We start from the raw sequence: 25,156 nt of genomic DNA, 5'->3' as shown, positions 1-25,156 counted from the left end.
GCACCCCGCCGTCCGGCCACCGTCAGCAACCCGTGAGCGCATTCCCGATGTCAGCTTTCAAACACACCTTGGCTTTGAGCCTGTTGTCCCTTGGCGTACTGCAAGCCAACCTGGCCCTGGCGGAGGTCACGCCGGCCACCGGCAACGCCGTCGAAGCCCGAGTCAGTTCGATCCTCGACAACATGAGCCAGTCCGAGAAGATCAACTTCACCCGCGTCAACGACGGCCACATGATCCCGTCTTTGCTCAAATGGGGCATCAAGGGCACCGTGGCCTACGACTCCTCCATGGGCGTGCACGTCAACAACGCCACATTCGGCGCGCAGTACCCGTCACAGTCCGCTCTCGCGGCGACCTGGAGCATCAACCGCGCCAAGGAATTCGGCCTGGCAATCGCCTACGAGACGCGGATCTCCGGTGGTCAGCAAATGCTCTCCCCGGGCGTTAACCTGTACCGCACGCCGTACAACGGGCGCTCGGCGGAATACGCCAGCGGCGAAGACCCGTTCATCGGCGCCGTACTGGCGCCGGCCGTGGTCAACGGCATTCAGGCACAGGGCATTCAGGCGAGCGGCAAGCACTACCTGGCCAACGAACAGGAAGCCAACCGTCAGGCGCTGAATGTCGTGGTGGACGAGCGCACCCTGCGTGAGCTGTATCTGCCGGGCTTTGAGTCGATGGTGAAGAACGCCAACGTCGCCTCGATCATGTGCGGCTTCAACAAGATCAATGGCGATTACGCCTGCGAAAACCATCACCTGATTACTGAAGTGCTCAAGGGTGAATGGGGCTATCAGGGCACCGTGATCAGTGACTTCAACGCGATCCATGACGCGTTCAAAGGCGCGTGGGCCGGCACCGACATCGACATGCCGTCGGGCCTGCAATTCACTGAAGCCAACCTGATGCCCTATGTCTGGAGCGGCCAGCTGAGCCAGAACGTCATCGACGACAAGGTCAAACGCAACCTGCGCGCCATCGTCAGCTATGACTTCCAGGAAAACCTCAACACCGCCAAGACCCTGGACCACCCCGAGTACGGCCAGCGCGCTTCGCTGAACACGGCGCGTGAGTCGATCGTGCTCCTGCGCAACGAGAACACCGCAGCGGGCAAACCGCTGCTGCCGCTGGCCCGAGACGCGAAGATCGCGGTCATCGGTGACTGGGCCTATCAGGCGCCGGCCTCGCCGTTCGGCACCGCGAACTCGCCGCCCAACAGCTACGTCACCGAGCTGAGCGGCCTGCAGCAACTGGCGTCCAGCAGCGCCAACGTCACCTACCTGCCCGAGCTGAGCCTGAACCCCAAAGCCTCGGCCTGGTTTCAGCCCGCGGTGGGCAGCAATAACGTCAACAATGCCGGCGTGAAGGCGGAATACTTCGCCAACACCAGCTTCTCCGGCAGCCCGGCCGTGACCCGCGTCGAACCTGGCGTGAACCTCAACTGGACCACCGGCACCAACGAAACCAACGCCGGCACCACCGCGGTGTCCGGTTTCAGCCCGACCCCAGGCGCATTCTCGGCACGCTACACCGCCACCATCAAGCCGAGCGTTTCCGGCGCCCAGGTGTTCAAGGTGCGTGCGGACGGCCCGTACAAATTGTGGGTCAACGACGAGCTGGTCCTGCAGAGCGACGGCGCGCCGTACTCCGGCGACGTGGTCAACGCGCTGACAACGTCAGGCAAAACCGCCGCGCTGGTGGCCGGCAAGTCGTACTCGGTGAAGCTTGAGTACCAACGCATTCAGGGCAACTTCATCCCTGCGCTGGGTGGCGTGACCGGCGTGCAGATGAGCTGGGCCGCGCTGCGTCCGCCGAAGGACCTGTCCAAGTACGACGCGGTCGTAATCGCGACAGGCTCCAACTACGAGCACGAAGGCGAAGGCTCCGACCACGGTTTCGAACTGCCTGATCAGCAAGCAGAGTTGATCAGCTTCGTCACCAAGGCCAACCCCAACACCATCGTGGTCATGCACGGCGGCGGTTCGGCGGACATGCAGCCGTGGGCGAGCAAGGTCGGCGCATCGCTGCAAGCCTGGTTCCCGGGTCAGCAAGGCGGCCAGGCCCTGGCCGAGATTCTGTTCGGCAAGGTCAACCCGTCGGGCAAGCTGCCGATCACCATCGACAAGAAGATCGAGGACAACCCGAGCTACGCGTCGTACCCGGATCCGGCTGCCTACCGTGGCGACAACGCGCTGACCGAAATGACCTACAGCGAAGGCCTGTACATGGGTTATCGCGGTTATGACAAGAAGCACGCCAAGCCGCTGTATCCGTTCGGTTACGGCCTGTCCTACACCACGTTTGGTTACAGCGACCTGAAGCTGTCGACCAACGTCATGGCGCCGGGCAGCACGGTCGATGTCACCTTCAAAGTGACCAACACCGGTGACAAAGCGGGCTTCGAAGTGGCGCAGCTGTACGTTCACCCGAACAACCCGGCGGTCGACCGTCCCGAGAAGGAGCTGAAGGGCTTCACCAAGGTTTACCTGCAACCGGGTGAAAGCAAGACCGTGAGCATCCCGATCGATTCGCGCTCCCTGGCGTACTACGTCGAGAAGACCGACAGCTGGGATGTGGACGCCGGCAAGTTCAAGATCCTCGTAGGGCCTGATTCCGAAGACCTGCCGCTGGATCGCACCTTGATCACGCTGTTCCCGGAACACCTGACCACCCGCGACAGCAACCCGCTGCCGCTGCCGCTGCGCAAGGCAGTGCAGGTCAGCGCTTCGCAAACCTACTAAGTGGGTAAGCCGGTCGGATTTCTGATCGCGTCTTAAATCTTGGCTAAAACGGCCACTTCAAGCTCAGGGACGAGCTTGAAGGTCGGCTTTCAAACGGCGCAGGTAGCCCTCGAACACCGCCATCACGTCGACATCTTCCGGGGCCCTGAGCCACTGGATCTGCACACCGTCCATGACCGAGAAGATCTCCTGAGCGAGTGCCTTCACGTCGATGTCCGGCCGCACCTCCCCCGCCTCGATCAACGCCTGTAGATGCCCGCGCGCATGCTCGTGGGTGATGTGAAAGCGCGTCTTGTACCAGTCGAAGGCCGGATGCGCTTCTGACAGGCTTTCCGTATTGAGCACCATCGCCGCCTGACACTCGGCAGCGTCCTGGACGCTGAAACTCATGCTCATCCGCACGAATTTGATGAACCCCTCCAGCGTCATCTCCATGGTCAGTTCACTGAACCGCGACACCACTCGCTGATCTCGCCGCTCCAGCAGCGCATTGAGCAGCGCCTCCTTGTTCGGAAAATGATGCAGCAGGCCGACGGTGGTGATGCCGGCGAGCTGCGCGACATCTTTCATCGACGCACTGGAATAACCATTGCGGGCGAAGATCAGCGTCGCCGCGTCGAGCAAGGCGGCACGACGCATTTCACCCTTGGGTGCACGCCGCCGCTTCGGCGAGGCCATCTCGGGCGAGTCATTCCCTGATTCGTCGTCTGTCATAAGCCCTTGTCTCGCAGATTCAAATAAAGCCCGACCGAGCACGGCAACTGCCTGCTCACGCCACGGCCTGCGCGGCGCCCCGGCGCTGAAAAAACCGCCTGGCCGTCAGGGACGCGATTGTAATCGAAGTTACGGCAATCAATGCGTTACCGGTGAGCATGGCCGGGAACGCACCGGCCGCACCGAACAGGTGAATCCCGCCCAGCACGAACGGCACGGTCCCCAGTGTTGCCCGCAGCCAGGCGAACAGCGCCACCAGCCACGGCCGGCCCAGGGTCACAAACATCGCGATGGCGACGAAATCCAGCCCGATCAGCGCCCACAGCCCGCCGCCGATGTGGCAGAACGCTAAAAAGATCGCCCGCCCGGCGCCTTCCAGTTCGTAGGTGTCAGCCAGCGGAGTGGCCACCAGCAGCAGCACGGCCCAGACCAGCAGGCCATAGACGATCACCAGCCTGCGGCTGAACACGATGGCCGAGGCGACGCGAGCATCGCGATGGGCGCCGATGTTCTGCCCCAGCACCGGCGCCAGCGCGCTGGGCAGGGAGAAGAACACGCAGTAGGCAAACTGCATCACGCGGTCCATCACCGCCATGGCCGCCAGCGCCGACGTGCCATAGGCGCCGATCGACGAGACCAGATAGGTGAGGCCCACGGGCGTCGCCAGGTTGCCGACCATGGCGGGCAAGCCGACCTGCATGACCTTGCGCGTGTGCAGGCGCAGCAGGCGCCAGCGGAGGGTAAACGGCATCCCCAGCCGCGCCCGCAGCCAGTAAATGCCCAGGCCCAGGGACACCAGCGCCGACAGCGCATAGGAAATCCCCGCGCCTTCGAGCCCGAGGCCAAAGCCGAAAATGAACAAGGGGTCAGCCAGCGCCAGGGTCGCCGCACCTGACAATACGACCCACAGGGCGCGGCGGCTGTCGCCGGCGGTTCGCAGGATTTGCGCCGACATCTGCATGGCCGACTGCAACACGCTGAACGGCAGGGTCAGCCAGATGAAAATTCGCGCGGCTTCGTAGGTGCTGGCGTCCGCGCCGAGCCAATGGGTGAGCGGTACTAGCAGCGCCAGTTGCAACGCCGCCGCTGCGCCCGACGCGATCACCACCATCACCATCAAGTGGGTGACCAGACGCGATGACGCCTTCGCGGCGCGATGGCCGATCCGCTCCGACAGCACCGTTGCGGCGGCAATGATCAGCCCGCTGGACACGGCACTGTTGAGGAAGATCAACACCTTCGCCACCCCCGTCGCGGCGAGCAGCAACGGGGAGTGAAGCATCGAGACGTAGAGCAGCGTGAAGATGTCCACCAGGAACACCGCGAGCAGGCTCAAGGCGCTGGTGCTCGACATCACCAACACGTGCCGGGCCACCGAGCCTTCGGTGAAAACAGCGCGCGGGTGAGTCATGAACACTCCAGAACTAAACAGTGGCCAGATGCGGCAGCGGGTGTGATGGATGGAAGGCGCTGCCGGGACAGCGCGCGCACTTTATACGTTTGTGCCCAGCGCCGCCGTATTTCTCGCCGCCAGCAGCGCGTGAAAGTCCGAGGTGGTCAGCGGGAAACTGAGGAAATAGCCCTGCCCCTCCTCGCACTGCACTGACTTGAGCAATTGCAGGTCCTCGGCGGTTTCGATGCCCTCGGCCGTAACCGTGAGTGACAGCGCCCGGCCCAACCCGACGATGGCCTGCACGATGGAGCGATCGCCCTCGCTTTCGCTGAGGCGGGTCAGAAAGCTGCGGTCGATCTTCAGCCCGTCGAAGGGGAAGGTGCGCAAGTAACTCAACGACGAATACCCGGTGCCGAAGTCGTCCATGGCGATGCGCACCCCCAGCTGCTTGAGCGTCTGCATGACATCGAGCGCCCCGACGGCGTCATCGATCATGACCCCTTCGGTGATCTCCAGTTCGACCCGCGACGGCTCGATCCCGGTGGCCTTGAGGGCGGCCTGAATGCGCGCCGGCAGGTTGCCGCGCTTGAATTCGGCCGGCGACAGGTTGATGGAAATGAACAGGTGCTTCGGCCAGCCCGCGGCTTCACTGCAGGCCTGGGCCATGACCCAGTCGCCGAGGGGGATGATCAGCCCGCTTTCCTCGGCGATGGGGATGAAGGTGTCCGGGGGAATCAGGCCGCGCTGGGGATGCTGCCAACGCACCAGCGCTTCGGCGCCGACCATTTCGCCGTCGGAAATACGGAAGCGCGGCTGGAAATGCAGGCGCAGTTCATCGTGTTTGATGGCATAGCGCAGGTCACTCTCCAGCCGACGGCGCTCGATGATCTTCGCGTTCATGTCGCCTGCGTAAAACCGCCAGGTGCCGCGACCGCTGGCCTTGGCCTCGTACAGTGCGATGTCGGCGTACCGCAGCAGCTCGGCGGCCTCGCGCGCATCGGTGGGCGCCATGGCGACGCCGATGCTGGCGCTGACGAATATTTCCTGGTCGTCGATCTCCACCGGGCGTTCGATCGACTCGATCAGCCGTCGGCACAACGCCTCGACTTCGTCCTGGGTCTGGGGGTCGCTCAGGATCAGCACGAATTCGTCGCCGCCCACCCGCGCGACCAGATCGCCGTGGCGCACGCAATCGGACAGCCGACTGGACACGTCGTTGAGCACGCGGTCGCCGGCGGCGTGGCCGAGCAGGTCATTGACCGGTTTGAAGCGGTCCAGGTCAATGCTCAGCATCACCAGTGGCTGATCGAGGGTCGGCAACGCCTTCAGCTTGCCGTCCAGAAACTCCTGCAAGCGGACCCGATTGGGCAGCCCGGTCAGGGCGTCATGCTGGGAGAGAAACTCAATGCGCCGACGGGCTTCCACTTCTTCGGTGACATCGGTGGCCGTACCGCGGAATCCACCGACCGCCATCGACCGCGCTGACAGGCGACTGATGCGCTCGCGCCCGCAGGTCTCCAGGTAGCGGCACTGAATGGTGATGTCGGGGCGACGGTTGGGGATCGCCAGCCACTGCGACACCTGGCCGAGCTCGGTTTGCAGCAGATCGTCCATCAAGGCGCCGACCCACTGGGCGCGGTTCAGTCCGGTCACGATTTCAAAGCGGTCCGAAAGGTAAGTGAACCGCCCTGCGCTGTCGATTTCCCAGACCCAGTCCGAGCTGGCTTCCACCACATCGCGAAAGCGCGCTTCACTGGTGGCCAATGCGCTTTCACTTTTTTGCAGGGACGCGTAGCTGTCATCCAGGGAGCGCGCGGCGGCGGTCGCGCGACGCAGGATAGCCCAGGTCATCAGGCACACCAGCGCGGCAGCCAGACCGATCAGCGGCAGGCCGAGGGTCAGCAGGCGCAGGCCTGGCTTGGGGGGCGTCCAGTGCAGGGCGCCGGCAGTACCGCCTTCGCCCAGTGGAAAGATCGAGACTTGGTTGAGCTCGTCGGGCGTTGCAATGTGCAGGCCGTCTACGCCGTATTCCTTGCCCAGAACGGCCAGCTTGGCGTCGTCCAGCACGTCGACGAAGATCAGCACCGAAGGCGCCCGGCCATCGGCGGTCACACCCGGGTCGGTGCCAGGGGTGATAGCGGCTGCGGCAACCAGCGCGGGTGTGCCGTTCAGGTCGACGAAGGCGGTGACCGGCGTGCCTGTCTCGGCCCCTTCCCTGGCCTTGGCCAGCAGCCGGTCCTTGGCCTGTCCCAGCCACGGATCGGCATCGACCTTTTGCAGCTGTCCTGCGATCACCGCATACACCGTACGACCGGCGTCATTGATGACGAACAAACCCTTAAACCCGAAATCGCTGTACAGAGTAGGTCCGATGTTCTGGCGGACGAACGCCCACTCCGTGTCCACCTGCAAATGCAGGTAGCGGTAGGCATCGCCCCAGTAGGCGTAGTCCCTGACCGTGACGGACAGCGATTTTTGAAGAGAGCGCATTGCCTTCTCGGTGTAGAACGCGCTTTCGATCTCCTCGTTGTGATCGAGGTCATGGGCGAGGAAGGCCAGCAGATAGGCGGCCAGCAGAAAGACGCCTGCCAGCAGGAACACGAACTTGAACAACGAACCCCGCGCCAGGGCGACGGTCGAGGGGCTGGCGGGTTTGATGACATTGGGGATGGGCTGGTTTGACATGGCTTTCCGCAAGCTGAAGACCGGTGGGTCGCTTAGGTCTGTATCGGCGGCGCCGTGGCAATAATGAGCTGCACCTCAGCGCGCAGGCTGTCGTTGTCTTCGCTCAACACAGCCACACGCTGATTGGCCTGTGCCAGTTGCTCGTTGGCCTGTGACACCGCTTTCGCCAGGGATTTACTGTCCGCTTTTATAGCCATCAGTTGCTCTTGAAGCTGCTCACGGGCGCCGTCGGCTTTGGCGGTGGCCATCTGCGCGCTGCGAAGTTCTGTGGTGAGGCGCTGCGCCTGGTCTTGCTGATCGGACAACGCCCGGGCCTGTTGACGCATCTCGCCGAGCAAACGCTCGTTGTCGCGGTTCAGGCGCGTGGATTCATCCTGCTTGACCACCAGCGTCTCCTGGAGCTTTCGCTGCTCCAGCTGGATCTGCTGAAGCTGGGCTTCGTGGCGACGCTGATCCTGCTCGCGCTGCTCCTTGATGGCCTCGCGGTAATGCTCCAGCGCGGCGCGGGCGTGCACGTGCTTTTCTTCGAGGGACTGAATTTGCACGTCCTTGTCCTGCACGCGCCTTTCAAGGTCCTGGCACTGCTGGCTCAGAGCGGCGTTGCGCGTCAGTTCCGACTGCCAGGAGGAATGGGTGGTGTGCAACTGGGCGCCCTGTTCGGTCAGCGCGGCGTGCTGCGATTCGCACTGGTGCCGGGCTGAATTCAGCTCCAGCTCAAGGGCTTCCAGCCGGGTTTCCCATGCTGATCGTTGTTGATCGAACGCCGCCTGCGCCTGGGCAACGACCTGCGCACCCTCCTCCGTCAGCCGATCAAGCAGGCTTTCAACCAGCGCCTTCAGCTCCTCACTCATACGCTCCCGCGACGACACCTCGGCCGGCGCCTGGGCGTCCAGTTCCTTCAAGTACCGCGCAATGGTGGTTTTCGACCCGGTGTTACCCAGTTCCACCCGTACCGCGTCGATGCTTGGGTAGGCGCCCTTGCTCAGCAACGCCTGTCGTGCGCGCTCTACCACCGCCTTGTTAATGCCTCCGCGTGCCATGTCCGCTCCTACTATTTCGTACCGTGTTACGTAACACGTTATTACAGGCTACATTAGCAGCTAAAACCTTGTGTGGAAATGTTGCTGCCAGCAGTTGATAATAGTGCTTTATCGCTTTTCAGACGGGTGAAAGGCGATCACAACCAGCAAAGCGCCCGTGTCACGCCACCGAGGGATGTATGGAAAAGGCAGATCGATACCTGTCAGCAGGCACCCGCGCCAATACGCGGCGGAGCTATCGCGCCGCGATCGAGCATTTCGAAGTGGTCTGGGGCGGTTACTTGCCCACCACAGGCGACGGCATCGTCCGCTACCTCGCCGAGTACGCTGACAAGCACGCCATCAGTACGCTGAAGCAGCGGCTGGCGGCGCTGGCCCAGTGGCACGTCACCCAGGGGTTTCCGGACCCGACCAAAACACCCACCGTGCGGCAACTGCTCAAGGGCATTCGCGTCGTCCACCCGGCGCAGGCCAAACAGGCGGCGCCGTTGCTGTTGCGTCACCTCGAGCAAGCGGTGGCATGGCTGGAGAATGAGGCGAACGCCGCCTGGGCACGGGGCGACCACAAGACACTGATGCGTCATCGTCGCTCCATCGCGCTGGTGCTGATCGGCTTCTGGCGAGGGTTTCGCGGCGACGAACTGACCCGGCTGGACATCGGCAACACCCAGGCCCAGGCCGGCGAAGGCATCAGCTTTTATCTGCCGTACACCAAAGGCGACCGCCAGTATGAGGGCACCACCTTTCGCACCCCGGCGCTGAAGACCCTCTGCCCGGTCAATGCGTACATCAACTGGATCACCGTGGCCGGGCTGACCCAGGGGCCGGTGTTCCGCCGGATCGACCGCTGGGGCAACCTGTCCATGGACGCCATCAACGCCCACAGCCTGGTGCCGATGTTGCGGCGCATCTTTAAAGACGCCGGGCTGCCCGACGACCTCTACAGCAGTCACTCGATGCGCCGGGGATTTGCAACGTGGGCGTCAGGCAACGGCTGGGATATTAAAAGCCTGATGAATTACGTCGGCTGGAAAGACATTAAATCAGCGCTGCGTTATGTAGACCCGACCACCTCGTTTGGCGGCCTGGCATTGAAACCCGCTTTGAACACAGCGTTGCAGCCTGCAGCGCTCGGCAACAGCTGACAGGCGTGCATGTTTTAAACCTCACCACAGCGCGTGAACTGGAAACCTTGCAGTCAAGGCAGAAAAGTTTGCTGTTAGTACTGGCATCCATGCACCCACTCGCACTACAGTGTCCACGGTTACACCAGTAATCACCGTGCGCTCCAATGTTCGCCAGTGCTAACGCCGCACGTCAGTATCAACAAACCGAAACATGGAGTTCCAATGTCTAAACTTGCTGAATACCGCCAACTCGAACGTCACCTTGCCGATCAGCTCGCTGCCCTTGAGGCCATGAAAGGCGATAAAGGCCTGGAACAGGAAATCGAATTCGAAGGCAAATTGCGTACGCTGCTCGGCGAATACAATAAGAGCCTTAAAGATATTATTTCGATTCTGGATCACCCGACCGGATCCAAGCAGGGCAAGAACGCCAGCGCCCCCGAGAAAACCACTCGCAAAGCCCGCGCCGTTAAAGTGTATAAAAACCCGCACACCGGTGAAGTCGTTGAAACCAAAGGTGGCAACCACAAAACCTTGAAAGAATGGAAAGCCGAACACGGTTCCGACACGGTCGAATCCTGGGTTTCCTGATCGGCCTGTCTAGGGAGCTGGCTCACTGACCACTGCCCCATTGCCGATCTCCCGATGCATGCGCCCACGGCGCTGCATCGGTGATTCAAACGCTGCTCCCGTATTGATTTACGCTTCGCCGTCGCACACGCTCATCAGATAGATCCTCCCTTATTTCAGCCCGGCATGTCCTCAGGGCTTCGCTACTACCTGTCTGTCGGAGCCATCCCGTGAAGAACATCGTTGCCGGGGTGCTGAATGTTTCATACCGCGACGTGGGCCCCAGCGACGGGCCTGTCGTGATAGTGCTCCACGGATTCCCCTATGACATCCACGCCTATGACGAGGTGTCGGCGCGACTGGTTCAGGCTGGCTGCCGCTGCATCGTGCCTTATCTGAGGGGATACGGTCCCACCCGATTTGTCGATGCTGCCACACCCCGCTCGGGCGAGCAGGCGGCACTGGGCGCCGACCTCCTCGCACTTATGGACGCGCTGAACATTCCTCACGCCATTCTCGCCGGTTACGACTGGGGCGGACGCGCCGCATGCGTGGTCGCTGCGCTGTGGCCGGAACGGGTAACGGGACTGGTCAGTTGCGACCCCGGCTACAACATTCAGGACATCGCCACTGCCAACACGCCCGCCTCTCCCGAAACGGAACGGCGCCTGTGGTACCAGTATTACCTTCACGGCGAGCGCGGACGGGCAGGCCTCGCGGCCAATCGATCAGAGTTCTGCCGTTTGCTGTGGAAGCTCTGGTCACCGACATGGGGATTCTCCGAATCCACGTTCACTGACACCGCTCATTCGTTTGAAAACCCGGACTTTGTCGAGGTCGTGGCGCATTCCTACCGTCATCGTTACGGATTGGTTCCGGGCGATCCCGCCTATGCCTTTATTCAGGAGAAGCTCGCGCAAACGCCACCGATCAGCGTTCCGGCGGTGATCCTGGCTGGGGCAGACGATGGCGTGTCTTCCAAACGTGAGGGCGTTGCGGCGGTGCGGGGATTTGCAGGGCAAGTGCGGCGGCAGGTGATAGAGGGCGTGGGCCACAATGTGCCGCAAGAAGCACCGGCAGAGTTTACCGATGCAATACTGAGCCTGCTGGACGATCATTGAGTGCACATAACCAGAGCCACTAACGACTCAGGACTGCTCGGCATTGCTGAGCTCGACGGCCGACTTGGCCGCTTCAACTTCATCTTCAAAGTACAGTTCGGCGCCCTCCTCATCCTTGACGCGGAAGACCGCAGTTGCACCGGACTGCCGGTGTTCAAGTGGGATGTCTTCACCTTCCAGTCTGACGACGGCCACGGCCATTATGATTCTCCTGCGGGCAACACCGACAATCAACCGAGCTGTTCAGACTGGAACCTGCTCACATTGATGATCAGTTTGAACATTCAAGGGCATGGTCATTACGCACGATAATCAGCGTAGAACCGAGGGTTGTGTGTGGGAACGTGGGGTGCTGAAGATTTGTGCACTTTGGAGCGTGACAGGCAGCGGGCTGTATTCAAGGTTGATCAGGCGGACCCCGTTGATGTGAGGCTGCCCAGAAGGAAGTGCACCAAAGGCAGTGGCCAGCACCATCTGGTCGTGCTCAAACAAAACGATGGTTTCCGCGGTCAGGGCGTCCATGTAAAGCGAATAAGGGCACGACGCATCGGGACAAATCTGATGGCGAAGTTCGTTTAACACGCGCAGGCGGCGGTAGACAACGGTGCCTTCACCCAACGATTTGCTGTACCAGGTATTCATTGCGCTGCCCATCTTGTAAGCGTTATCAGTATCGACCCTGCCCTGATCCGATTCGTTCAACGGTAATAACGATCGAGCGAGGCCAACTTATGAACGGGCTTACAGGCGGGCTTGAAACAGAGCGTGGATCTTGCCGATGACCTGATCGATGTCGAAGGGCTTTTCAATCACCTCATCAAACAAATCCGGCCGCTCGGTCCCCATATAGGCCTGCGCGCCACTCATGAGCATGATCGGCGTCGCCATATGCACCTGACGGGACTTGATCGTCTGGGCAAGTTCCAGACCGGTCATGCCCGGCATCATGAAATCGGTGATGATCAGGTCGGGGCGCTCGCGGTCAAGAATGGCCAGCGCTTTGCTTCCGCTGCCGGCGACGACCGTATGAAAGCCTTCGTCCTCCAGCGCAAAGCTGAGGATGTCGGCAATCAGGTATTCGTCGTCGATGATCAGAATGGTCGGCATCAGAGGGTCACTTCCCACGACGTCGCGAGGGTCTGGCGCCTGGTCAGGCAACTCAACGGCTCTGGCCACCCCCACGTTGCGAATCGCATATCTCAGACCTTCTTCATGGTGATTCCAGCGTTGCTCATCACGACTTCAAGTGGCGAGGGATCGTAGGCATTGTCTCTGATCTTCAGAATAGAAATCTGCCGCTGAAGTTCAGTCCGATGCTGCACGAATTGGACGAGCAGCAGGTTATCCACCACGCCGGAGACATCCGGTGTCGGGAGGTTTGCACGCTCGTCGAACAACCGATGGGCTTCCCATGCCGCCATCACCGTAACGCCCCGGCCGCGAAGTTCGCTGAGCAAGGTGTCCAGAACGTCCAGCACCCGACTCTGATCGGCGGCCGTGCGGCTCAGGGCATTCAGGCTGTCGATGAACACACGCTTGATCTGCAGCCGCTCTACCCGGTCGAGCAAGTCGTAACAGACCCGATCAATCAGACCCGCCGAGGCCGGCGTCCAGACGATGTGCAGCGCCCCCGACGCTTCCAGCGCGGCGAAGTCCTTTCCGAGAGAACGCGCTTTGCTCATGGCCCGCTGCGGCGACTCGTGAAAGCCGAAGTACAGCCCGGGCTCCTGTGCCGAGCAGCCGCCCAGAAACTGAATGCCCAAGGACGTCTTTCCCGCGCCAGAAGGGCCCATGATCAGGGTCACCGAAGAGCGAACCAGACCGCCACCGATGTGGGCGTCCAGCCCGTCGATGCCGCTGCTCAGTAGGGAATGGGGATGTTCGGGCATGGCGCCGGTGCGGGTGAGCATGCATTCCAGGCGCGGGTAGATGGAAATGCCCTGCTCGTTGATCTCGAATTCATGGGCGCCAGGGATCGCGCCACTGCCTCGGGTCTTGCGCATCTTGATGCGCCGCACCGTGCGCGAGCCGACCATGTCTTCGCCCATCTCGATCACGCCGTCGACCATGGTGTGCTCGGGACTGCCATCGTCGAGTTGCGAACTGGTGAGGAACAGCACCGTGCAACCGGCGAATGCGGCATGCCCCTGCAGCTCGGAGATGAACTGCTTGGTGTCCAGCGGCGTTTCTGCCCTGGAGCGCGCGTTGAGCAGCCCGTCCAGTATCAGTAGGCTGGAATGCTGGCGGCTGATCTCGCGGCGCAGCAACTTGACCACTTCGTGCAGCCCGTCGTTCTCGAGGGTGTCGAACGCGCTGACGAACTGGATACTCTGGCCTACCGCGCCGCGATCAAAGAAGCTCAGGGTCGAGAGGAAATGAAACAGCCGGTCGTGGGGTTCGGCGAGCAACGTTGCGAACAGCACGCGGCCGTTTTGGCGGACGTGGTTGAACCCCACCTGGTTGGCGAGAATCGTCTTGCCCGACCCCGGCCGTCCTTGAATGATGTATGACGCGCCCGCAACAAGGCCTCCTTTGAGCACTGCGTCGAAGCCCTTGATCCCGCTTTCAAGGCGTTTTAGCTGATTCAAATCTGCTCCCTCTCCTGATGTGCATCAGGCCTGAAAATACGCATTGCTCACGCGCGAAGGCCAATACAGTGGCGGGTAATCGCGGATCAGTCCAGCCCGTCGCAACGTTGCGGATTGCACGGCGTGCAGTTGCTGAGCAGGTATCCCATTCGGTCCCCTCGGCAGCGACAAAAAAAGCCCGCTTTCGCGGGCAAAATCGATGGAGTTATAGCGGGATGAAGCCGTCCAGCCAGCGGATGGTTCTGCGAAACCACCCACAGAAACCCCGAGCGTTAATGGAGTCTCTCAACCCCTTTGACGGATTTGGGCAGCAGTCCCGCCTTGAATTGCTGAACAAACAACGCCGTTCTGAACCCGCGCCCCAGCGTTGCCGCTTCTGCTTCAAAACGGGTTACACATGACGTGAAGTCGAGCTTGGCGTTGTCGCTGAACAACTCGCTGACTTCGTTGAGGGTTGAATCTTCCAATGGCTTGTTCATCAGAGACCTCCATGCTGTACCTGGCATTGATGACACTGTCTGGCGGGGCCGCTACGTACCGGCCCAGCCCGTCTCGGTTTACTCGGCTTTGCCCTGAGCCAGGCCCGACCCGAGGTCAGCACCGGTCATAGGGTCGGCTTCCAGATCGGACTTCAGCCGCTCTTTCATCATGGTCAGCGTCACCGAATCGTCCTCGCTCAACGTGACAGAAGCGGTACCGTCGCCCCCATCGACTGCCGGCTTTGGATTCTCGACGTATTCGAAATCAGCGTCGCTGTTCCACGGCCCACGCACGTTCGGCTCGCCGTTGGACATGCTGAAGTAAGTCCGGGAGAACTCTGGCATGCCTGGCAGCTTGCCTTGGGGGAAGTTCGGCTGAATCGAATGCAACGCTTTCTCGAAGGAAATCTGATGCGCGATTTCACGGGTCATCAGGAAGCCCAGGGCGTCCTTGATGCCTGGATCGGTGGTCACGTTCATCAGGCGTTCGTAGACGATCTTCGCCCGTGCTTCGGCGGCGATGTTCGAACGGAAGTCCGCCGTCGGTTCACCGATGGTATCGATGTAGGCGGCTGTCCATGGGGAGCCTACAGAATTCGGAAAAAATCGTACGCTAAGGTTTTCCGATCAGTCATAGGCTCGCCAGTTTGATGTGTTCCGTTCCTGGCCCAGCCAAAACCTATCGGTCTTCGCGGGTGTGCCACAGGCGCAGCAGGTAGATAGTGGAATCCACTATCTCGTAACGCATCTCGTATTGGCCGATCTGAATTCGGCGTACATCCCTTGGTTCGAACTCTTCTAGTCGTTCGCCAATGCGCGGATTGGTCAGCAGCGTGGTAGGTGCTGCTGTAAGTTCATCTACATAGCCTAGGGAGGCCCCTTGCAGGGGCAACGTATCGGCTATGTCCGGGTCAACAGCTACGAACAGAACCCGAAATGTCAGCTGAAACAAAACGAGGTGAACAAACTGTTCACCGACAAGGCCTCTGCCAAGGATACCCAGCGTCCGTAACCGGAGGCCATGCTTGGCTTCGTCCGTGAAGGTGATACGGTCGTGGTACACAGCATGGATCACTTGGCCCGCAACCTGGATGACCTGCGCCGCCTGGTGCAAAAAAATGACCAAGCGCGGCGTGCGTATCGAGTTTTAGAAGGAAGGGCTGGTATTCACGGGAGGGGATTCGCCGATGGCCAACCTGATGCTGTCGGTCATGGGAGCCTTCGCCGAGTTCGAGCGAGCGCTCATTCGCGAGCGAATCGCCCAGGCCAAGCAACGCGGCGGTTACCGGGCTCGTAAAAAAGCCCTGTCCGACGAACAGACTGTCGCAGTCCGGCAACGGGCCGCTGTCGGTGAACCAAAGGCCCAGCTAGCCCGTGAGTTCGGTATAAGTAGGGAAACCCTTTACCAGTACCTACGCACGGATGACTGATACATGCCCCGTCGCTCGATACTCTCGGCTTCTGAGCGCGAGACTTTGCTTGCGCTGCCGGAAAGCCAGGACGATCTGATCCGCTATTACACCTTCAACGAGTCCGACCTGTCGCTGATCCGTCAGCGACGGGGTGATGCCAATCGTCTCGGCTTTGCCGTGCAACTCTGCCTGCTGCGCTACCCCGGTTACGCGCTGTCCAGCGACAGCGTGCTGCCAGATCCGGTCATTGAGTGGGTGGCACGACAGGTTCAGGCTGCGCCCGAAAGCTGGGCGAAGTACGGTGAGCGCGATGTCACCCGCCGTGAACATGCCCAGGAGTTGCGAACCTACCTGGGCTTGTTGCCGTTCGGGCTGTCAGACTTTCGCGCCCTGGTACGTGAGCTGACCAACCTGGCCCAGCAGACCGACAAAGGTTTGTTACTGGCTGGGCAGGCTCTGGAGAGTCTGCGTCAGCAACGGCGGATTTTGCCGACCCTGACGGTGATCGACCGGGCCTGCTCCGAAGCAGTGGCGCGAGCGAACCGGAGGATCTACCGTGCTTTGATCGAGCCGCTAAGCCAGCAGCATCGCAACAAACTCGACGAACTGCTGACCATCAAGACAGGCAGCAATAGTACCTGGTTGACCTGGCTACGGCAGTCACCGTTGAAACCGAATTCGCGGCACATGATGGAGCACATCGAGCGGCTGAAGATTTTTCAACTGGTGGCCCTGCCCGAAGGGCTCGACCGGCATATCCACCAGAACCGCTTGCTCAAGCTTGCCCGCGAAGGTGGGCAGATGACGCCGCAGGATCTTGGCAAGTTCGAGAACGAACGGCGCTACGCCACCTTGGTTGCCGTGGTGCTGGAAAGCACCGCGACAGTGACCGATGAACTGGTGGATCTACACGACCGCATCCTAGTCAAGCTGTTCAGCAGCGCCAAGAACAAGCATCAGCAGCAATTTCAGAAACAGGGCAAGGCGATCAACGACAAGGTTCGCTTGTACTCGAAGATAGGTCAGGCCTTGCTGGAGGCCAAAACTACCGGTGGCGATCCGTTCGCCGCCATCGAGGCGGTCATCCCCTGGGACGAATTCGCCCAGAGTGTGACCGACGCCGAGCTACTGGCCCGTCCCGAAACCTTCGACCATTTGCACCTGGTCAGCGAAAACTTCAATACTCTGCGCCGCTACACTCCAGCCTTTCTGGAGGTGCTTCAACTCCGGGCCGCACCGGCAGCTCAACGTGTGCTGGATGCCATCCAGCAGCTGCGCGAGATGAACGCAGACAACCTGCGCAAGGTGCCATCGGACGCACCAACTGCGTTCATCAAGCCGCGCTGGAAACCGCTGGTGATCACGCCGGAAGGCATTGACCGGCGTTTTTACGAAATCTGCGCCTTGTCTGAACTGAAAAACGCGCTGCGTTCCGGCGACATTTGGGTCAAGGGCTCACGGCAGTTTCGTGACTTTGAAGATTACCTGCTGCCGCCCGCGAAGTTTGCCGCGCTCAAGAAGGAACAGGCGCTGCCATTGGCGACCAATCCCAACAGCGACCAGTACCTAGAGGAGCGCTTGCAGCTGCTAGAGCAGCAACTGGCGACCGTCGCCAAGCTGGCCAAGGACAATGAACTCCCCGACGCGATCCTCACAGAGTCCGGACTGAAGATCACGCCGCTGGATGCGGCAGTACCGGTCACCGCCCAGGCGCTGATCGACAAGACCAGTCAGCTACTACCGCGCATCAAGATTACCGAGCTGCTGATGGACGTGGATGAGTGGACAGGATTCACCCGTCACTTTACCCACCTGAAGGATGGTGCTCAGGCCAAGGATCGAACGCTGTTACTGTCAGCAATCCTTGGTGACGCCATCAACATTGGGCTGACGAAAATGGCCGAGTCGAGTCCGGGTATGACCTACGCCAAGCTGTCTTGGCTGCAAGCCTGGCACATCCGTGACGAAACCTACTCGGCGGCTCTGGCTGAATTGGTCAACAATCAGTTCAACCACACCTTTGCGGCCAACTGGGGAGACGGCACCACCTCATCCTCCGATGGCCAGCGCTTCCGTGCAGGCGGTCGAGGCGAAAGCACCGGGCACGTCAACCCGAAATACGGCAACGAACCAGGGCGGCTGTTCTATACCCATATCTCCGATCAGTACGCGCCGTTCAGTACCCGAGTGGTGAATGTCGGAGTGCGGGATTCGACCTATGTGCTCGATGGTCTGCTGTATCACGAGTCGGATCTGCGGATCGAGGAGCACTACACCGACACGGCTGGCTTCACCGATCATGTCTTCGCCCTGATGCATCTGCTGGGCTTTCGTTTTGCCCCGCGCATCCGCGACCTGGGCGAAACCAAACTGTATGTCCCGCAGAGCGTACAGGACTACCCGACGCTGCGCCCAATGATCGGCGGCACGCTGAACATTAAGCACGTCCGCGCTCACTGGGACGAGATTCTGCGTCTGGCCGCGTCGATCAAACAGGGCACCGTCACTGCCTCGTTGATGCTGCGCAAGCTGGGCAGCTATCCACGTCAGAACGGCCTGGCCGTGGCCCTGCGGGAGCTGGGCCGGATCGAGCGCACGCTGTTTATCCTCGACTGGCTGCAAAGTGTCGAGTTGCGTCGTCGCGTGCACGCTGGATTGAACAAGGGCGAGGCGCGCAATGCCCTGGCCAGGGCGGTGTTCTTCAACCGCCTTGGTGAAATCAGGGATCGCAGCTTCGAACAGCAGCGCTATAGGGCCAGCGGACTGAACTTGGTGACCGCCGCTATCGTGCTGTGGAACACCGTCTACCTGGAGCGGGCAACCCAAGGGCTGACTGACGCCGGAAAGCCGGTGAATACCGATATGTATCAATATCTGTCGCCGCTGGGCTGGGAGCACATTAACCTGACCGGCGATTACGTCTGGCGGCAGAGCCGCAAGCTGGAGGAAGGGAAATTCAGGCCGTTACGACAGCTCGGAAAGCCTTAGCGTACGATTTTTTCCGAATTCTCTCGGCTCCCCAACGATAACGTATTTCTCACACTGATAACCGAAGACTCGTGCAGTCAGCTTTGTTGTACCGGCTAAGGGGTTTGTCGAGAAGCGCGTCAGGTCAGCAATAGCTTGACGCTCGGACAGCATGCGTCAGATAGACATTGTTCCGCTGATACAAGTGACGGCATTTCCACCAACAGTTATCACGTCACCCGTGATACTGAGTTGTATGAAGCCTCTACGGTTCACCTTCACGCCCTGGCTTGCCAGTAATGACGTTCCGAAATCACTCGCTTGGCCGGTATCTCGAATGAACGCTGCCATGGCACCGTTGCCGCTACCACACACCGGATCTTCGTTGACCCCACACGCAGGTGCATAAGCACGCACCTCCACACCTGCATCACTGCCGTCCTGGTGCTTGCCAAAAATCACGACCCCTGTGGCCCTCGCTTTCAAATTATGAATCTTCATTTGCTCAAGGTCAGGCTGGTTTTCCAATACCTGCCGAGCGTCAGGAAGCTGTGCAACGATCCAGCGAGCCCCGACATCGACCAGCGCTGGGCGCGGCCCATGCACCGGCATTCCCAAAATTGCTTCAAGCTGCCTAACCTCCGCGTCTTGCAGGGTCGTAATGGTAGCTTCAGGCAGTTCAAACGCGATTACCTGGTTTGCTAGTTTATCTACCGAGACGTGAAGGCGAACAAGGCCTACCCCGCATTCCTGGATGACGACGCCAGCGCTAGCGTGGATGACACCTGCTTCCAGCAGAGCATGAGCTGTACCGATCGTTGGATGCCCTGCGAAGGGCAGTTCTGAACCTGGCGTGAAAATGCGTACCCGATAGTCAGCGACAGCCTCCTTTTTGGGCAAGACGAAAGTGGTTTCAGAAAGATTTGTCCAGTTGGCAATTTGTTGCATCTGATCGTCAGAAAGGCCTTCCGCCTCCAGGACAACAGCAACAGGATTACCCATGAAACGTTCTGCGGTGAACACATCAACTTGTTTAAAACAGATCTCAGTCATGAGTTGTTTCCTTGCAGGAGGGCCAACAGGAGCAGCATTCGCTGCACGGAAAAATTTCTTAACAGGTTTCCAGGCCAGCGGGCTCTAAGGCCTCATCAGCGTCCAGTTCGTACTGGACAGATAGCTGCCCTTTCTTTTGTTTAACCCGCACGATGTGAATTTCTCCGACCTCACCTGTAGATCTGACGTGCGTCCCGCCACAGGCGGTAGGTGGCAACTGACCCCAAGTGACAACACGTCTCCCTTGAGAGACATCGACGTTGCGAGGCAGATTTTGCGCAACAAGCGCTGCAACATCGGCTTGCAACATCTCCTCGGTCACTGGTCGGGCATGATCAGTGGGATCAAAGACCACGCGGCTTTCACCGGGTCGATGATTGCCTTTGAGACCAAGCCAGCCATATTTTTCTCCAGCGCACGCTATGAGGTGCCCTGCTGAATGGTAACGGGCATGCAATTCACGAGCGGCACCGTCGACCTTCAGTGTAACGGTCCCTAGGTCCAAGGGACCGCTGGTGATGTGAATGATGCCGTCATCGCTCTGCAGGGCTTGCAGCATGTTAACGCTGTCAATGGTTCCGCTATCAGAAGGCTGCCCCCCGCCTTGGGGATGAAATAGAGTCGCAGCGAGAACCACCTGGTACCTGCCATCCTCCCGCGCCGAGCAGCTTAAGACACTGGTGGTTAATTCGAGCGCATCGCTATCAAAATAGATTCGTTCATTCATTGAGTTTGCCTTGAGCAGTCGTGCTGCTGATCTGGCTGATGACTGGGCTGGGTTTCAATGCCAGCCGAATCCCCGTAAGGATGGCCGCCATACCTGCAGCGTGGTAAAGATGAAAGCTTTCATGGAGAAAGAGAACCGCCAGAACGGCTCCAAATACCGGTATCAAGTGGATGCACAACCCCGCCTGGGCTGCCCCGAACCGGCTCACGGCCATGTTGAAGAGCACATAGGCCAGTACCGAAGGGAAGGCGCCCAGATACAGTAATGCGCCGATGGCTTGCGGGCTCCATTGGGCACTGATGCCATGGAACGCCTCGATCCCCCAAAGCGGAATAAGGAATACGAACGCGACTGCGATCTGAACCGCCATCAACCCTAGTCGGTCAATCTGCTGCGGTACATTGCGTAGCCACAAGGTGTAGAGCGCAAACGACACCATCGCGCAAAAGACCAAAAGGTCTCCGTGGGAAAATTTCATGGCCAAAAACGTTTGTAGATCCCCGTGAGCGATGATGATCCCCACTCCAGCGCATGACAGCAGCAGCCCGAGATACTGCATGACGCGCAAACGCTGCCTGTAAAAGACCGCTGCGAAAAAGGCTATTAACACAGGGATGCAGGAGTTGAGCAGCAAAGCATTGCCTGCGGTGGTGTCTCTCAATCCCAGGTAAACCAGCGAATTGAACGCAACCACACCGGTCACTGATAGCCTGACCAGAAGCCAGCGATGTTCAAGGTACTGTTGATGGTCCCGTTTGATGTATTTCCAGGCGGACGGGAGTATGAACACCATGGCGATGACCCAACGCCACAGGGACAAGGTCATCGGCGGGATGGCGTCTCTAAGAGCTCGCCCAATAATGAAATTTCCTGCCCAAAAGAGCGGGGGAAGCAGCAGCATCAGAAATGCCAACGGCACAAACGTTTTCTCTTTATGTGACACACACTCTCCCGCAGACGCTTGGCACGCGCACGATTTAGGAAAAAGAGGAAGCTGCAGCCTTAGTTACAGCATTGGCGGGTTTGCTGACCTAGGCGGGTCAGTTTTGATTGCCGAAGCCTTTCAAAGAGCCAACTGTCGCTGTCGAGCCGCCACAGACGATTATCAGCACGTTTTGGAAGCCTTTCAGGTCAATCGCATTCCCATAAACCACCGCGAGCGAGGCCCCGCATGCGGGTTCGACCAGAGTGCGGTGGTCATCCAGAAAAGTCAGGCATGCGTCGACTGCTTGTCGGTCAGTGACCAATACCGGATAAACCGGGCGCTCCTTGGATAGTTCGAAGGCCCGGGGGCAGACCTGGCGTGCGCCCAGCGACGTTGCAACCCCGGACAGAGCAGGCAGTTCGACAAGGTGGCCTGCATTTAACGAGGCGCTGTACGACGCCATGCCTTCAGTTTCGACCGCAAAGATCGGTACCTGGGCGAGCCCGTTTCGGCGCAGTCCTTCATCAACACCTGCGATAAGTCCTCCGCCTCCTACCGAGAGAATTACTGCATCCGGTACGACGCCATCGGCCATGATTTCATCGATCATCGATGCATGACCTTCCCATAGCAGAGGATCGTCGAAAGGATGCAGGAATGCGTCCTCTGGGGTAAGCAGTGATCGAGCGAGCTCATTGGCCTCGAACCAGGATTTGCCGTGGACGATAACCTCGGCATTTTCCAGCGCCAGGAGGTGTCTTGCACGCTCTGACGTTGTTTCGGGCACCACCACGATCACTGGGAGGCCAAGACGGCGGCCAGCGTAGGCCACCGCTAACCCCGCGTTGCCGCCGGACGAGGAGAGGAAACGTTTGGCACCGCGTGCGTGATGCCGTGCGCAGGCATGTCCGATACCCCGGATCTTGAAAGAGCCTGAAGGCTGCATGGCCTCCATTTTCATCCAGACCTTCGTGCCACTGATCTGACTCAATGGCAGGGATTCGAGTAGGGGTGTTTTGATGCTCAAGGACATGCTGTTGCTCTCCACTGGGCCAAGTTCAGGCCAAGGCTTACAGTTCTGTTGAGGCTTTGCGCCTGATATCCAGACGGCAGGTATCAACGCGGGTTCTTTCATGGCTCTAAGAGACGAACCTAGCCATCCGTACCTTTCAGTTCTGCCAGGTAGTTGTAAATCGAATAGCGCGTCACGCCCAATGCCGCGGCGGCTTTTTCCACGCCACCCTTGATCAGAAAGATGCCTTTGTCTTGCATTTCCGATACGGCCAACAGGTTGGCACGTTTGATATCGGTGCGACCTGTACCTGGGCTTAGCTCCGTAGCGTCACGAATGATCTCGCGCATCAACTCGTCAATCGTGTGATTGATCGGTTCAGCGTTATCAGACGCAGTGATGGGGTTTACAACACGAGCGCTACCCTCTGAGCCACCAGCCAACGCTTGAAGCACCTGGAGAGCATCAAGGACGCACGCCTGGTCCACGTTGATGCACAGGGCGGCAAACGCTTTGCCGTTTTGGTCACGATAAAGCGCTGTGCTGCTACGTAGGGGCTGGCCATCTTTGGAGAGTGTCAGATAGTCCAGCAAGAGCGAAATCGGCTCCAGCTTCTCCTCAAGCGCATCATTGAATGCAAGGTCAGCGCGTAATCCTGCCAGGATCGAATCGCCTTTACGGCGTCCCGTGACGTGAGCATTGGCGATCTCAGCGATGGAATAGTCAGGCGTTCGCAGGTCATGAAGAACGACTTCAGCATTGCGCGGCACTACGCTTCCAATGGCTCGCACAGTGCCGGCTAACAGATCTATCAGCTGTGCCTGAAACGCGGGCTCTATAAATGACTTCAACATTCTGACTATCTACTTCAACACATTGTTGACTATCCTAATCGTGGAAGCCTAGTAGATCAACAGAATGTTGACTAGCATAAGGGCTGCCTGCGACCGACTGCTTTCGGCCCGATAGCAGTCGGTTAGCGCTTGATAGAGATTAGTATTTCACTTTGTACGTCGGTGAATCCTCCGGACGGTTCTCCCTCCGATCGTAGATTTTGGTTGTGCTGATATTGGCATGACCCAGCCAGGCCTGGACCTTGGCGATGTCGGCCTCATGCTCCAGGGCATTGGTGGCTGCAGTTGCCCTGAGTCCATGGACGCCCAACCCGTCAACCGCGATCCCGGCTTTTTTTGCACAGGTTGCGACCATCGTATAAATGCCATTGGCCGTGATGCCGGCGCCGGTAAGCTTGCCGCGCAATGGGATGAACAGCGGCACCTTCCTGTCCGCCAAATGATGCCCTGAGCTTTCCAGGTACTGGTGAATGCGTCCAGCCGCCACCGGGTGCAGTGGCAGGTACCGCACCTTGCCGCCCTTGCCGTGCACTTTCAGATGCTGGATCCCGCGGCGCTCCTGAATGTCGCTCACCTGCAGCAGCGCCGCTTCTTCACGGCGCAGCCCGTGATAAAGAAGCACGGCCAACAACGCCCGGTCACGCAGTCCTTTAAGGGTGGTTTCATCCGGCGCCTCGAGCAGCGCCTTCGCCTGGTGATCACCCAACGCCGGCGTCTTGCCTTCGTTGCTTTCAATCTTCGGGCGTTTTACCCCATGCACGGGATTGCCGCCGGAAATCGCATTGCTCTCCAGAAGGTGATCAAAGAGGCTGGCCAGCGCCGCCAACTTGCGTCGGATCGTCGCTCCGGCCAAACCGCGATGCTCGAGCTGGGCGCGCCAGGCCAAAACATGCGATCGGGTCACCACGCGAAACTCATCCGCTGAAGCCAATCCGACAAAACCACAGAAGTCCTCCAGGTCATTTTGGTAGGCGCGTCGTGTACGAGGGTTGTCGAGGTTGGCATACCACTCGACCGCGGCCGGTACCTGGGCCAGTTTCTGAAATTCGACCGACGTAAGCCGACGCTGGTCGCTCTGATGGATTTTCGTCAGTTCCTGCATATTGTTCTCATGATTGGCTTGTTTACGAACATGCACAAGTTTTCAGTCACGAAAGAAACGCTCAATGCTCCAGCTGCTTCCGAAACCGATAAGCGGCAATAATTGGTGATAATCTATTTTATCACCAATTTTAGCTCTCTCGCATTTTGGTGTTAGATTTCAGTCTGCTGTTGCAAATTGCATTATAAAATGCAATTGTTTTACTCGATGTAGTTGCATAATCTCAATGCGTATGAATTTCAACACAAGGAATCGCTATGATCATTTCCCTAACGCTCCCCCCTGAGCTCGAAGTATGGGCGCAGAAACAGACCGATGCGGCGGCGACGATTCTGGCGCTGCTGCAGGCTCACGTGGCCAGCACCGACACTCCAACAGATCGAGCCGCCGCGGTGCTTAAGGAGAACGTCTTGAAAGTGCCGGAGAACATGGAGTTCGAGATCCCGCAGCTCATCGGCCCAGAAGTCTGGCAGACCCTGGATCGCTCCAGCCGGGTGACCTTTGGTAAGCAGGTCAAACGCGAAGCCGCGGAGTTTGGCTTGGAGTTCGTTCGCACCACGGTTTCCCGTCACGCGGTCTACAAAAAACGAGTCGTCGTTGGATAACCAGTCAATCTGCACGCATAACTTAGCAGTACAATTCAATA

22 protein-coding genes and 2 pseudogenes are annotated in these 25,156 nt (G+C 59.4%); 7 read left to right on the top strand and 17 right to left on the bottom strand.

Annotated elements, in window-relative coordinates; genetic code table 11:
* The first annotated feature begins 47 nt into the window (after positions 1-47).
* The gene (locus tag BBI10_RS18225; protein ID WP_065990888.1) at positions 48-2,741 is read left to right on the top strand and encodes a beta-glucosidase; all 2,694 of its coding nucleotides are present in this window, start codon (positions 48-50) and stop codon (positions 2,739-2,741) included.
* A 63-nt stretch (positions 2,742-2,804) separates the two neighbouring features.
* Here the strand turns inward: BBI10_RS18225 and BBI10_RS18220 are convergent, their stop codons facing one another.
* From BBI10_RS18220 to BBI10_RS18205, 4 genes are all read right to left on the bottom strand, one after another.
* Complete coding sequence (locus BBI10_RS18220; protein ID WP_065990789.1) at positions 2,805-3,455, bottom strand: TetR/AcrR family transcriptional regulator; 651 nt, start codon at positions 3,453-3,455, stop codon at positions 2,805-2,807.
* A 55-nt stretch (positions 3,456-3,510) separates the two neighbouring features.
* Positions 3,511-4,866: an MATE family efflux transporter gene (locus BBI10_RS18215; protein WP_065990787.1), complete on the bottom strand. Its 1,356-nt coding sequence runs from the start codon at positions 4,864-4,866 to the stop codon at positions 3,511-3,513.
* 81 nt (positions 4,867-4,947) lie between these two features.
* Positions 4,948-7,533, bottom strand: a complete 2,586-nt coding sequence (locus tag BBI10_RS18210) for a bifunctional diguanylate cyclase/phosphodiesterase (RefSeq protein WP_065990782.1) — start codon at positions 7,531-7,533, stop codon at positions 4,948-4,950.
* 32 nt (positions 7,534-7,565) lie between these two features.
* Positions 7,566-8,573: a DNA-binding protein gene (locus BBI10_RS18205; protein WP_065990781.1), complete on the bottom strand. Its 1,008-nt coding sequence runs from the start codon at positions 8,571-8,573 to the stop codon at positions 7,566-7,568.
* 179 nt (positions 8,574-8,752) lie between these two features.
* Here BBI10_RS18205 and BBI10_RS18200 point away from each other — a divergent pair, with 179 nt between their 5' ends.
* The 3 genes from BBI10_RS18200 to BBI10_RS18190 all read left to right on the top strand — a co-directional run bounded on the left by BBI10_RS18200 (position 8,753) and on the right by BBI10_RS18190 (position 11,391).
* Complete coding sequence (locus BBI10_RS18200; protein ID WP_065990780.1) at positions 8,753-9,718, top strand: tyrosine-type recombinase/integrase; 966 nt, start codon at positions 8,753-8,755, stop codon at positions 9,716-9,718.
* 204 nt (positions 9,719-9,922) lie between these two features.
* Entirely contained in the window at positions 9,923-10,291 is a 369-nt protein-coding gene (locus BBI10_RS18195) for a histone-like nucleoid-structuring protein, MvaT/MvaU family (protein WP_065990779.1), read from the top strand.
* 209 nt (positions 10,292-10,500) lie between these two features.
* Complete coding sequence (locus BBI10_RS18190) at positions 10,501-11,391, top strand: alpha/beta fold hydrolase (protein WP_065990778.1); 891 nt, start codon at positions 10,501-10,503, stop codon at positions 11,389-11,391.
* A gap of 27 nt (positions 11,392-11,418) precedes the next feature.
* Here BBI10_RS18190 and BBI10_RS27635 read toward each other — a convergent pair whose 3' ends face one another.
* The 7 genes and pseudogenes from BBI10_RS27635 to BBI10_RS18160 all read right to left on the bottom strand — a co-directional run bounded on the left by BBI10_RS27635 (position 11,419) and on the right by BBI10_RS18160 (position 15,362).
* Positions 11,419-11,592, bottom strand: coding sequence for a hypothetical protein (locus BBI10_RS27635; protein WP_167355811.1), 174 nt, complete (start codon positions 11,590-11,592; stop codon positions 11,419-11,421).
* 111 nt (positions 11,593-11,703) lie between these two features.
* On the bottom strand, positions 11,704-12,033 hold the full coding sequence (locus BBI10_RS18185) for a hypothetical protein (protein WP_065990776.1): 330 nt from the start codon (positions 12,031-12,033) through the stop codon (positions 11,704-11,706).
* 99 nt (positions 12,034-12,132) lie between these two features.
* Positions 12,133-12,498 (bottom strand): response regulator transcription factor, encoded by a 366-nt coding sequence (locus tag BBI10_RS18180; RefSeq protein WP_065990774.1) that lies wholly within the window; start codon positions 12,496-12,498, stop codon positions 12,133-12,135.
* Between the two features lie 92 nt (positions 12,499-12,590).
* On the bottom strand, positions 12,591-13,979 hold the full coding sequence (locus BBI10_RS18175) for an ATPase domain-containing protein (RefSeq protein WP_065990772.1): 1,389 nt from the start codon (positions 13,977-13,979) through the stop codon (positions 12,591-12,593).
* A gap of 272 nt (positions 13,980-14,251) precedes the next feature.
* Positions 14,252-14,458: a hypothetical protein gene (locus tag BBI10_RS18170; protein ID WP_065990770.1), complete on the bottom strand. Its 207-nt coding sequence runs from the start codon at positions 14,456-14,458 to the stop codon at positions 14,252-14,254.
* Between the two features lie 78 nt (positions 14,459-14,536).
* Positions 14,537-15,055: pseudogene (locus BBI10_RS18165) on the bottom strand (manganese catalase family protein); the annotation flags it as partial.
* 82 nt (positions 15,056-15,137) lie between these two features.
* A complete protein-coding gene (locus BBI10_RS18160) occupies positions 15,138-15,362 on the bottom strand; it encodes a type II toxin-antitoxin system RelE/ParE family toxin (protein WP_228022317.1) in 225 nt (74 codons plus the stop codon).
* On the opposite strand from BBI10_RS18160, the pseudogene BBI10_RS28260 reads away from it, so the two are divergent.
* Positions 15,339-15,888: pseudogene (locus BBI10_RS28260) on the top strand (recombinase family protein). The gene BBI10_RS18160 and the pseudogene BBI10_RS28260 sit on opposite strands and share 24 nt — an antisense overlap.
* A gap of 3 nt (positions 15,889-15,891) precedes the next feature.
* The gene (locus BBI10_RS18150; RefSeq protein ID WP_065990646.1) at positions 15,892-18,858 is read left to right on the top strand and encodes a Tn3 family transposase; all 2,967 of its coding nucleotides are present in this window, start codon (positions 15,892-15,894) and stop codon (positions 18,856-18,858) included.
* A 156-nt stretch (positions 18,859-19,014) separates the two neighbouring features.
* Here BBI10_RS18150 and BBI10_RS18145 read toward each other — a convergent pair whose 3' ends face one another.
* From BBI10_RS18145 to BBI10_RS18120, 6 genes are all read right to left on the bottom strand, one after another.
* Complete coding sequence (locus BBI10_RS18145) at positions 19,015-19,890, bottom strand: PhzF family phenazine biosynthesis protein (RefSeq protein ID WP_065990768.1); 876 nt, start codon at positions 19,888-19,890, stop codon at positions 19,015-19,017.
* Between the two features lie 58 nt (positions 19,891-19,948).
* A complete protein-coding gene (locus tag BBI10_RS18140) occupies positions 19,949-20,617 on the bottom strand; it encodes a hypothetical protein (protein ID WP_065990766.1) in 669 nt (222 codons plus the stop codon).
* A complete protein-coding gene (locus tag BBI10_RS18135) occupies positions 20,610-21,560 on the bottom strand; it encodes a DMT family transporter (protein WP_208600757.1) in 951 nt (316 codons plus the stop codon). The genes BBI10_RS18140 and BBI10_RS18135 overlap by 8 nt, the downstream gene beginning before the upstream one ends.
* Before the next feature lie 97 nt (positions 21,561-21,657).
* Positions 21,658-22,575: a pyridoxal-phosphate dependent enzyme gene (locus tag BBI10_RS18130; RefSeq protein ID WP_065990764.1), complete on the bottom strand. Its 918-nt coding sequence runs from the start codon at positions 22,573-22,575 to the stop codon at positions 21,658-21,660.
* A 119-nt stretch (positions 22,576-22,694) separates the two neighbouring features.
* On the bottom strand, positions 22,695-23,408 hold the full coding sequence (locus tag BBI10_RS18125; RefSeq protein WP_065990763.1) for a helix-turn-helix transcriptional regulator: 714 nt from the start codon (positions 23,406-23,408) through the stop codon (positions 22,695-22,697).
* A gap of 139 nt (positions 23,409-23,547) precedes the next feature.
* On the bottom strand, positions 23,548-24,510 hold the full coding sequence (locus tag BBI10_RS18120; RefSeq protein WP_065990761.1) for a tyrosine-type recombinase/integrase: 963 nt from the start codon (positions 24,508-24,510) through the stop codon (positions 23,548-23,550).
* Positions 24,511-24,767: 257 nt separating this feature from the next.
* Here BBI10_RS18120 and BBI10_RS18115 point away from each other — a divergent pair, with 257 nt between their 5' ends.
* Positions 24,768-25,115 (top strand): hypothetical protein, encoded by a 348-nt coding sequence (locus BBI10_RS18115; protein WP_065990755.1) that lies wholly within the window; start codon positions 24,768-24,770, stop codon positions 25,113-25,115.
* The last annotated feature ends 41 nt before the right edge of the window (positions 25,116-25,156 follow it).

This window comes from Pseudomonas graminis (genome assembly GCF_001705435.1).
Classification (GTDB): domain Bacteria; phylum Pseudomonadota; class Gammaproteobacteria; order Pseudomonadales; family Pseudomonadaceae; genus Aquipseudomonas; species Aquipseudomonas graminis_B.
Note: the sequence above shows the minus strand (reverse complement) of the source record. Positions and strands in the feature narration are given on the sequence as shown.

What these genes read in the sequence shown, in the direction of transcription:
- BBI10_RS18225 (WP_065990888.1), top strand. Translation starts at nt 48, where the DNA reads ATGTCAGCTTTCAAACACACCTTGGCTTTGAGCCTGTTGTCCCTTGGC.
- BBI10_RS18220 (WP_065990789.1), bottom strand. Translation starts at nt 3,455, where the DNA reads ATGACAGACGACGAATCAGGGAATGACTCGCCCGAGATGGCCTCGCCG.
- BBI10_RS18215 (WP_065990787.1), bottom strand. Translation starts at nt 4,866, where the DNA reads ATGACTCACCCGCGCGCTGTTTTCACCGAAGGCTCGGTGGCCCGGCAC.
- BBI10_RS18210 (WP_065990782.1), bottom strand. Translation starts at nt 7,533, where the DNA reads ATGTCAAACCAGCCCATCCCCAATGTCATCAAACCCGCCAGCCCCTCG.
- BBI10_RS18205 (WP_065990781.1), bottom strand. Translation starts at nt 8,573, where the DNA reads ATGGCACGCGGAGGCATTAACAAGGCGGTGGTAGAGCGCGCACGACAG.
- BBI10_RS18200 (WP_065990780.1), top strand. Translation starts at nt 8,753, where the DNA reads ATGGAAAAGGCAGATCGATACCTGTCAGCAGGCACCCGCGCCAATACG.
- BBI10_RS18195 (WP_065990779.1), top strand. Translation starts at nt 9,923, where the DNA reads ATGTCTAAACTTGCTGAATACCGCCAACTCGAACGTCACCTTGCCGAT.
- BBI10_RS27635 (WP_167355811.1), bottom strand. Translation starts at nt 11,592, where the DNA reads ATGGCCGTGGCCGTCGTCAGACTGGAAGGTGAAGACATCCCACTTGAA.
- BBI10_RS18185 (WP_065990776.1), bottom strand. Translation starts at nt 12,033, where the DNA reads ATGAATACCTGGTACAGCAAATCGTTGGGTGAAGGCACCGTTGTCTAC.
- BBI10_RS18180 (WP_065990774.1), bottom strand. Translation starts at nt 12,498, where the DNA reads ATGCCGACCATTCTGATCATCGACGACGAATACCTGATTGCCGACATC.
- BBI10_RS18170 (WP_065990770.1), bottom strand. Translation starts at nt 14,458, where the DNA reads ATGAACAAGCCATTGGAAGATTCAACCCTCAACGAAGTCAGCGAGTTG.
- BBI10_RS18150 (WP_065990646.1), top strand. Translation starts at nt 15,892, where the DNA reads ATGCCCCGTCGCTCGATACTCTCGGCTTCTGAGCGCGAGACTTTGCTT.
- BBI10_RS18145 (WP_065990768.1), bottom strand. Translation starts at nt 19,890, where the DNA reads ATGACTGAGATCTGTTTTAAACAAGTTGATGTGTTCACCGCAGAACGT.
- BBI10_RS18140 (WP_065990766.1), bottom strand. Translation starts at nt 20,617, where the DNA reads ATGAATGAACGAATCTATTTTGATAGCGATGCGCTCGAATTAACCACC.
- BBI10_RS18130 (WP_065990764.1), bottom strand. Translation starts at nt 22,575, where the DNA reads ATGTCCTTGAGCATCAAAACACCCCTACTCGAATCCCTGCCATTGAGT.
- BBI10_RS18125 (WP_065990763.1), bottom strand. Translation starts at nt 23,408, where the DNA reads ATGTTGAAGTCATTTATAGAGCCCGCGTTTCAGGCACAGCTGATAGAT.
- BBI10_RS18120 (WP_065990761.1), bottom strand. Translation starts at nt 24,510, where the DNA reads ATGCAGGAACTGACGAAAATCCATCAGAGCGACCAGCGTCGGCTTACG.
- BBI10_RS18115 (WP_065990755.1), top strand. Translation starts at nt 24,768, where the DNA reads ATGATCATTTCCCTAACGCTCCCCCCTGAGCTCGAAGTATGGGCGCAG.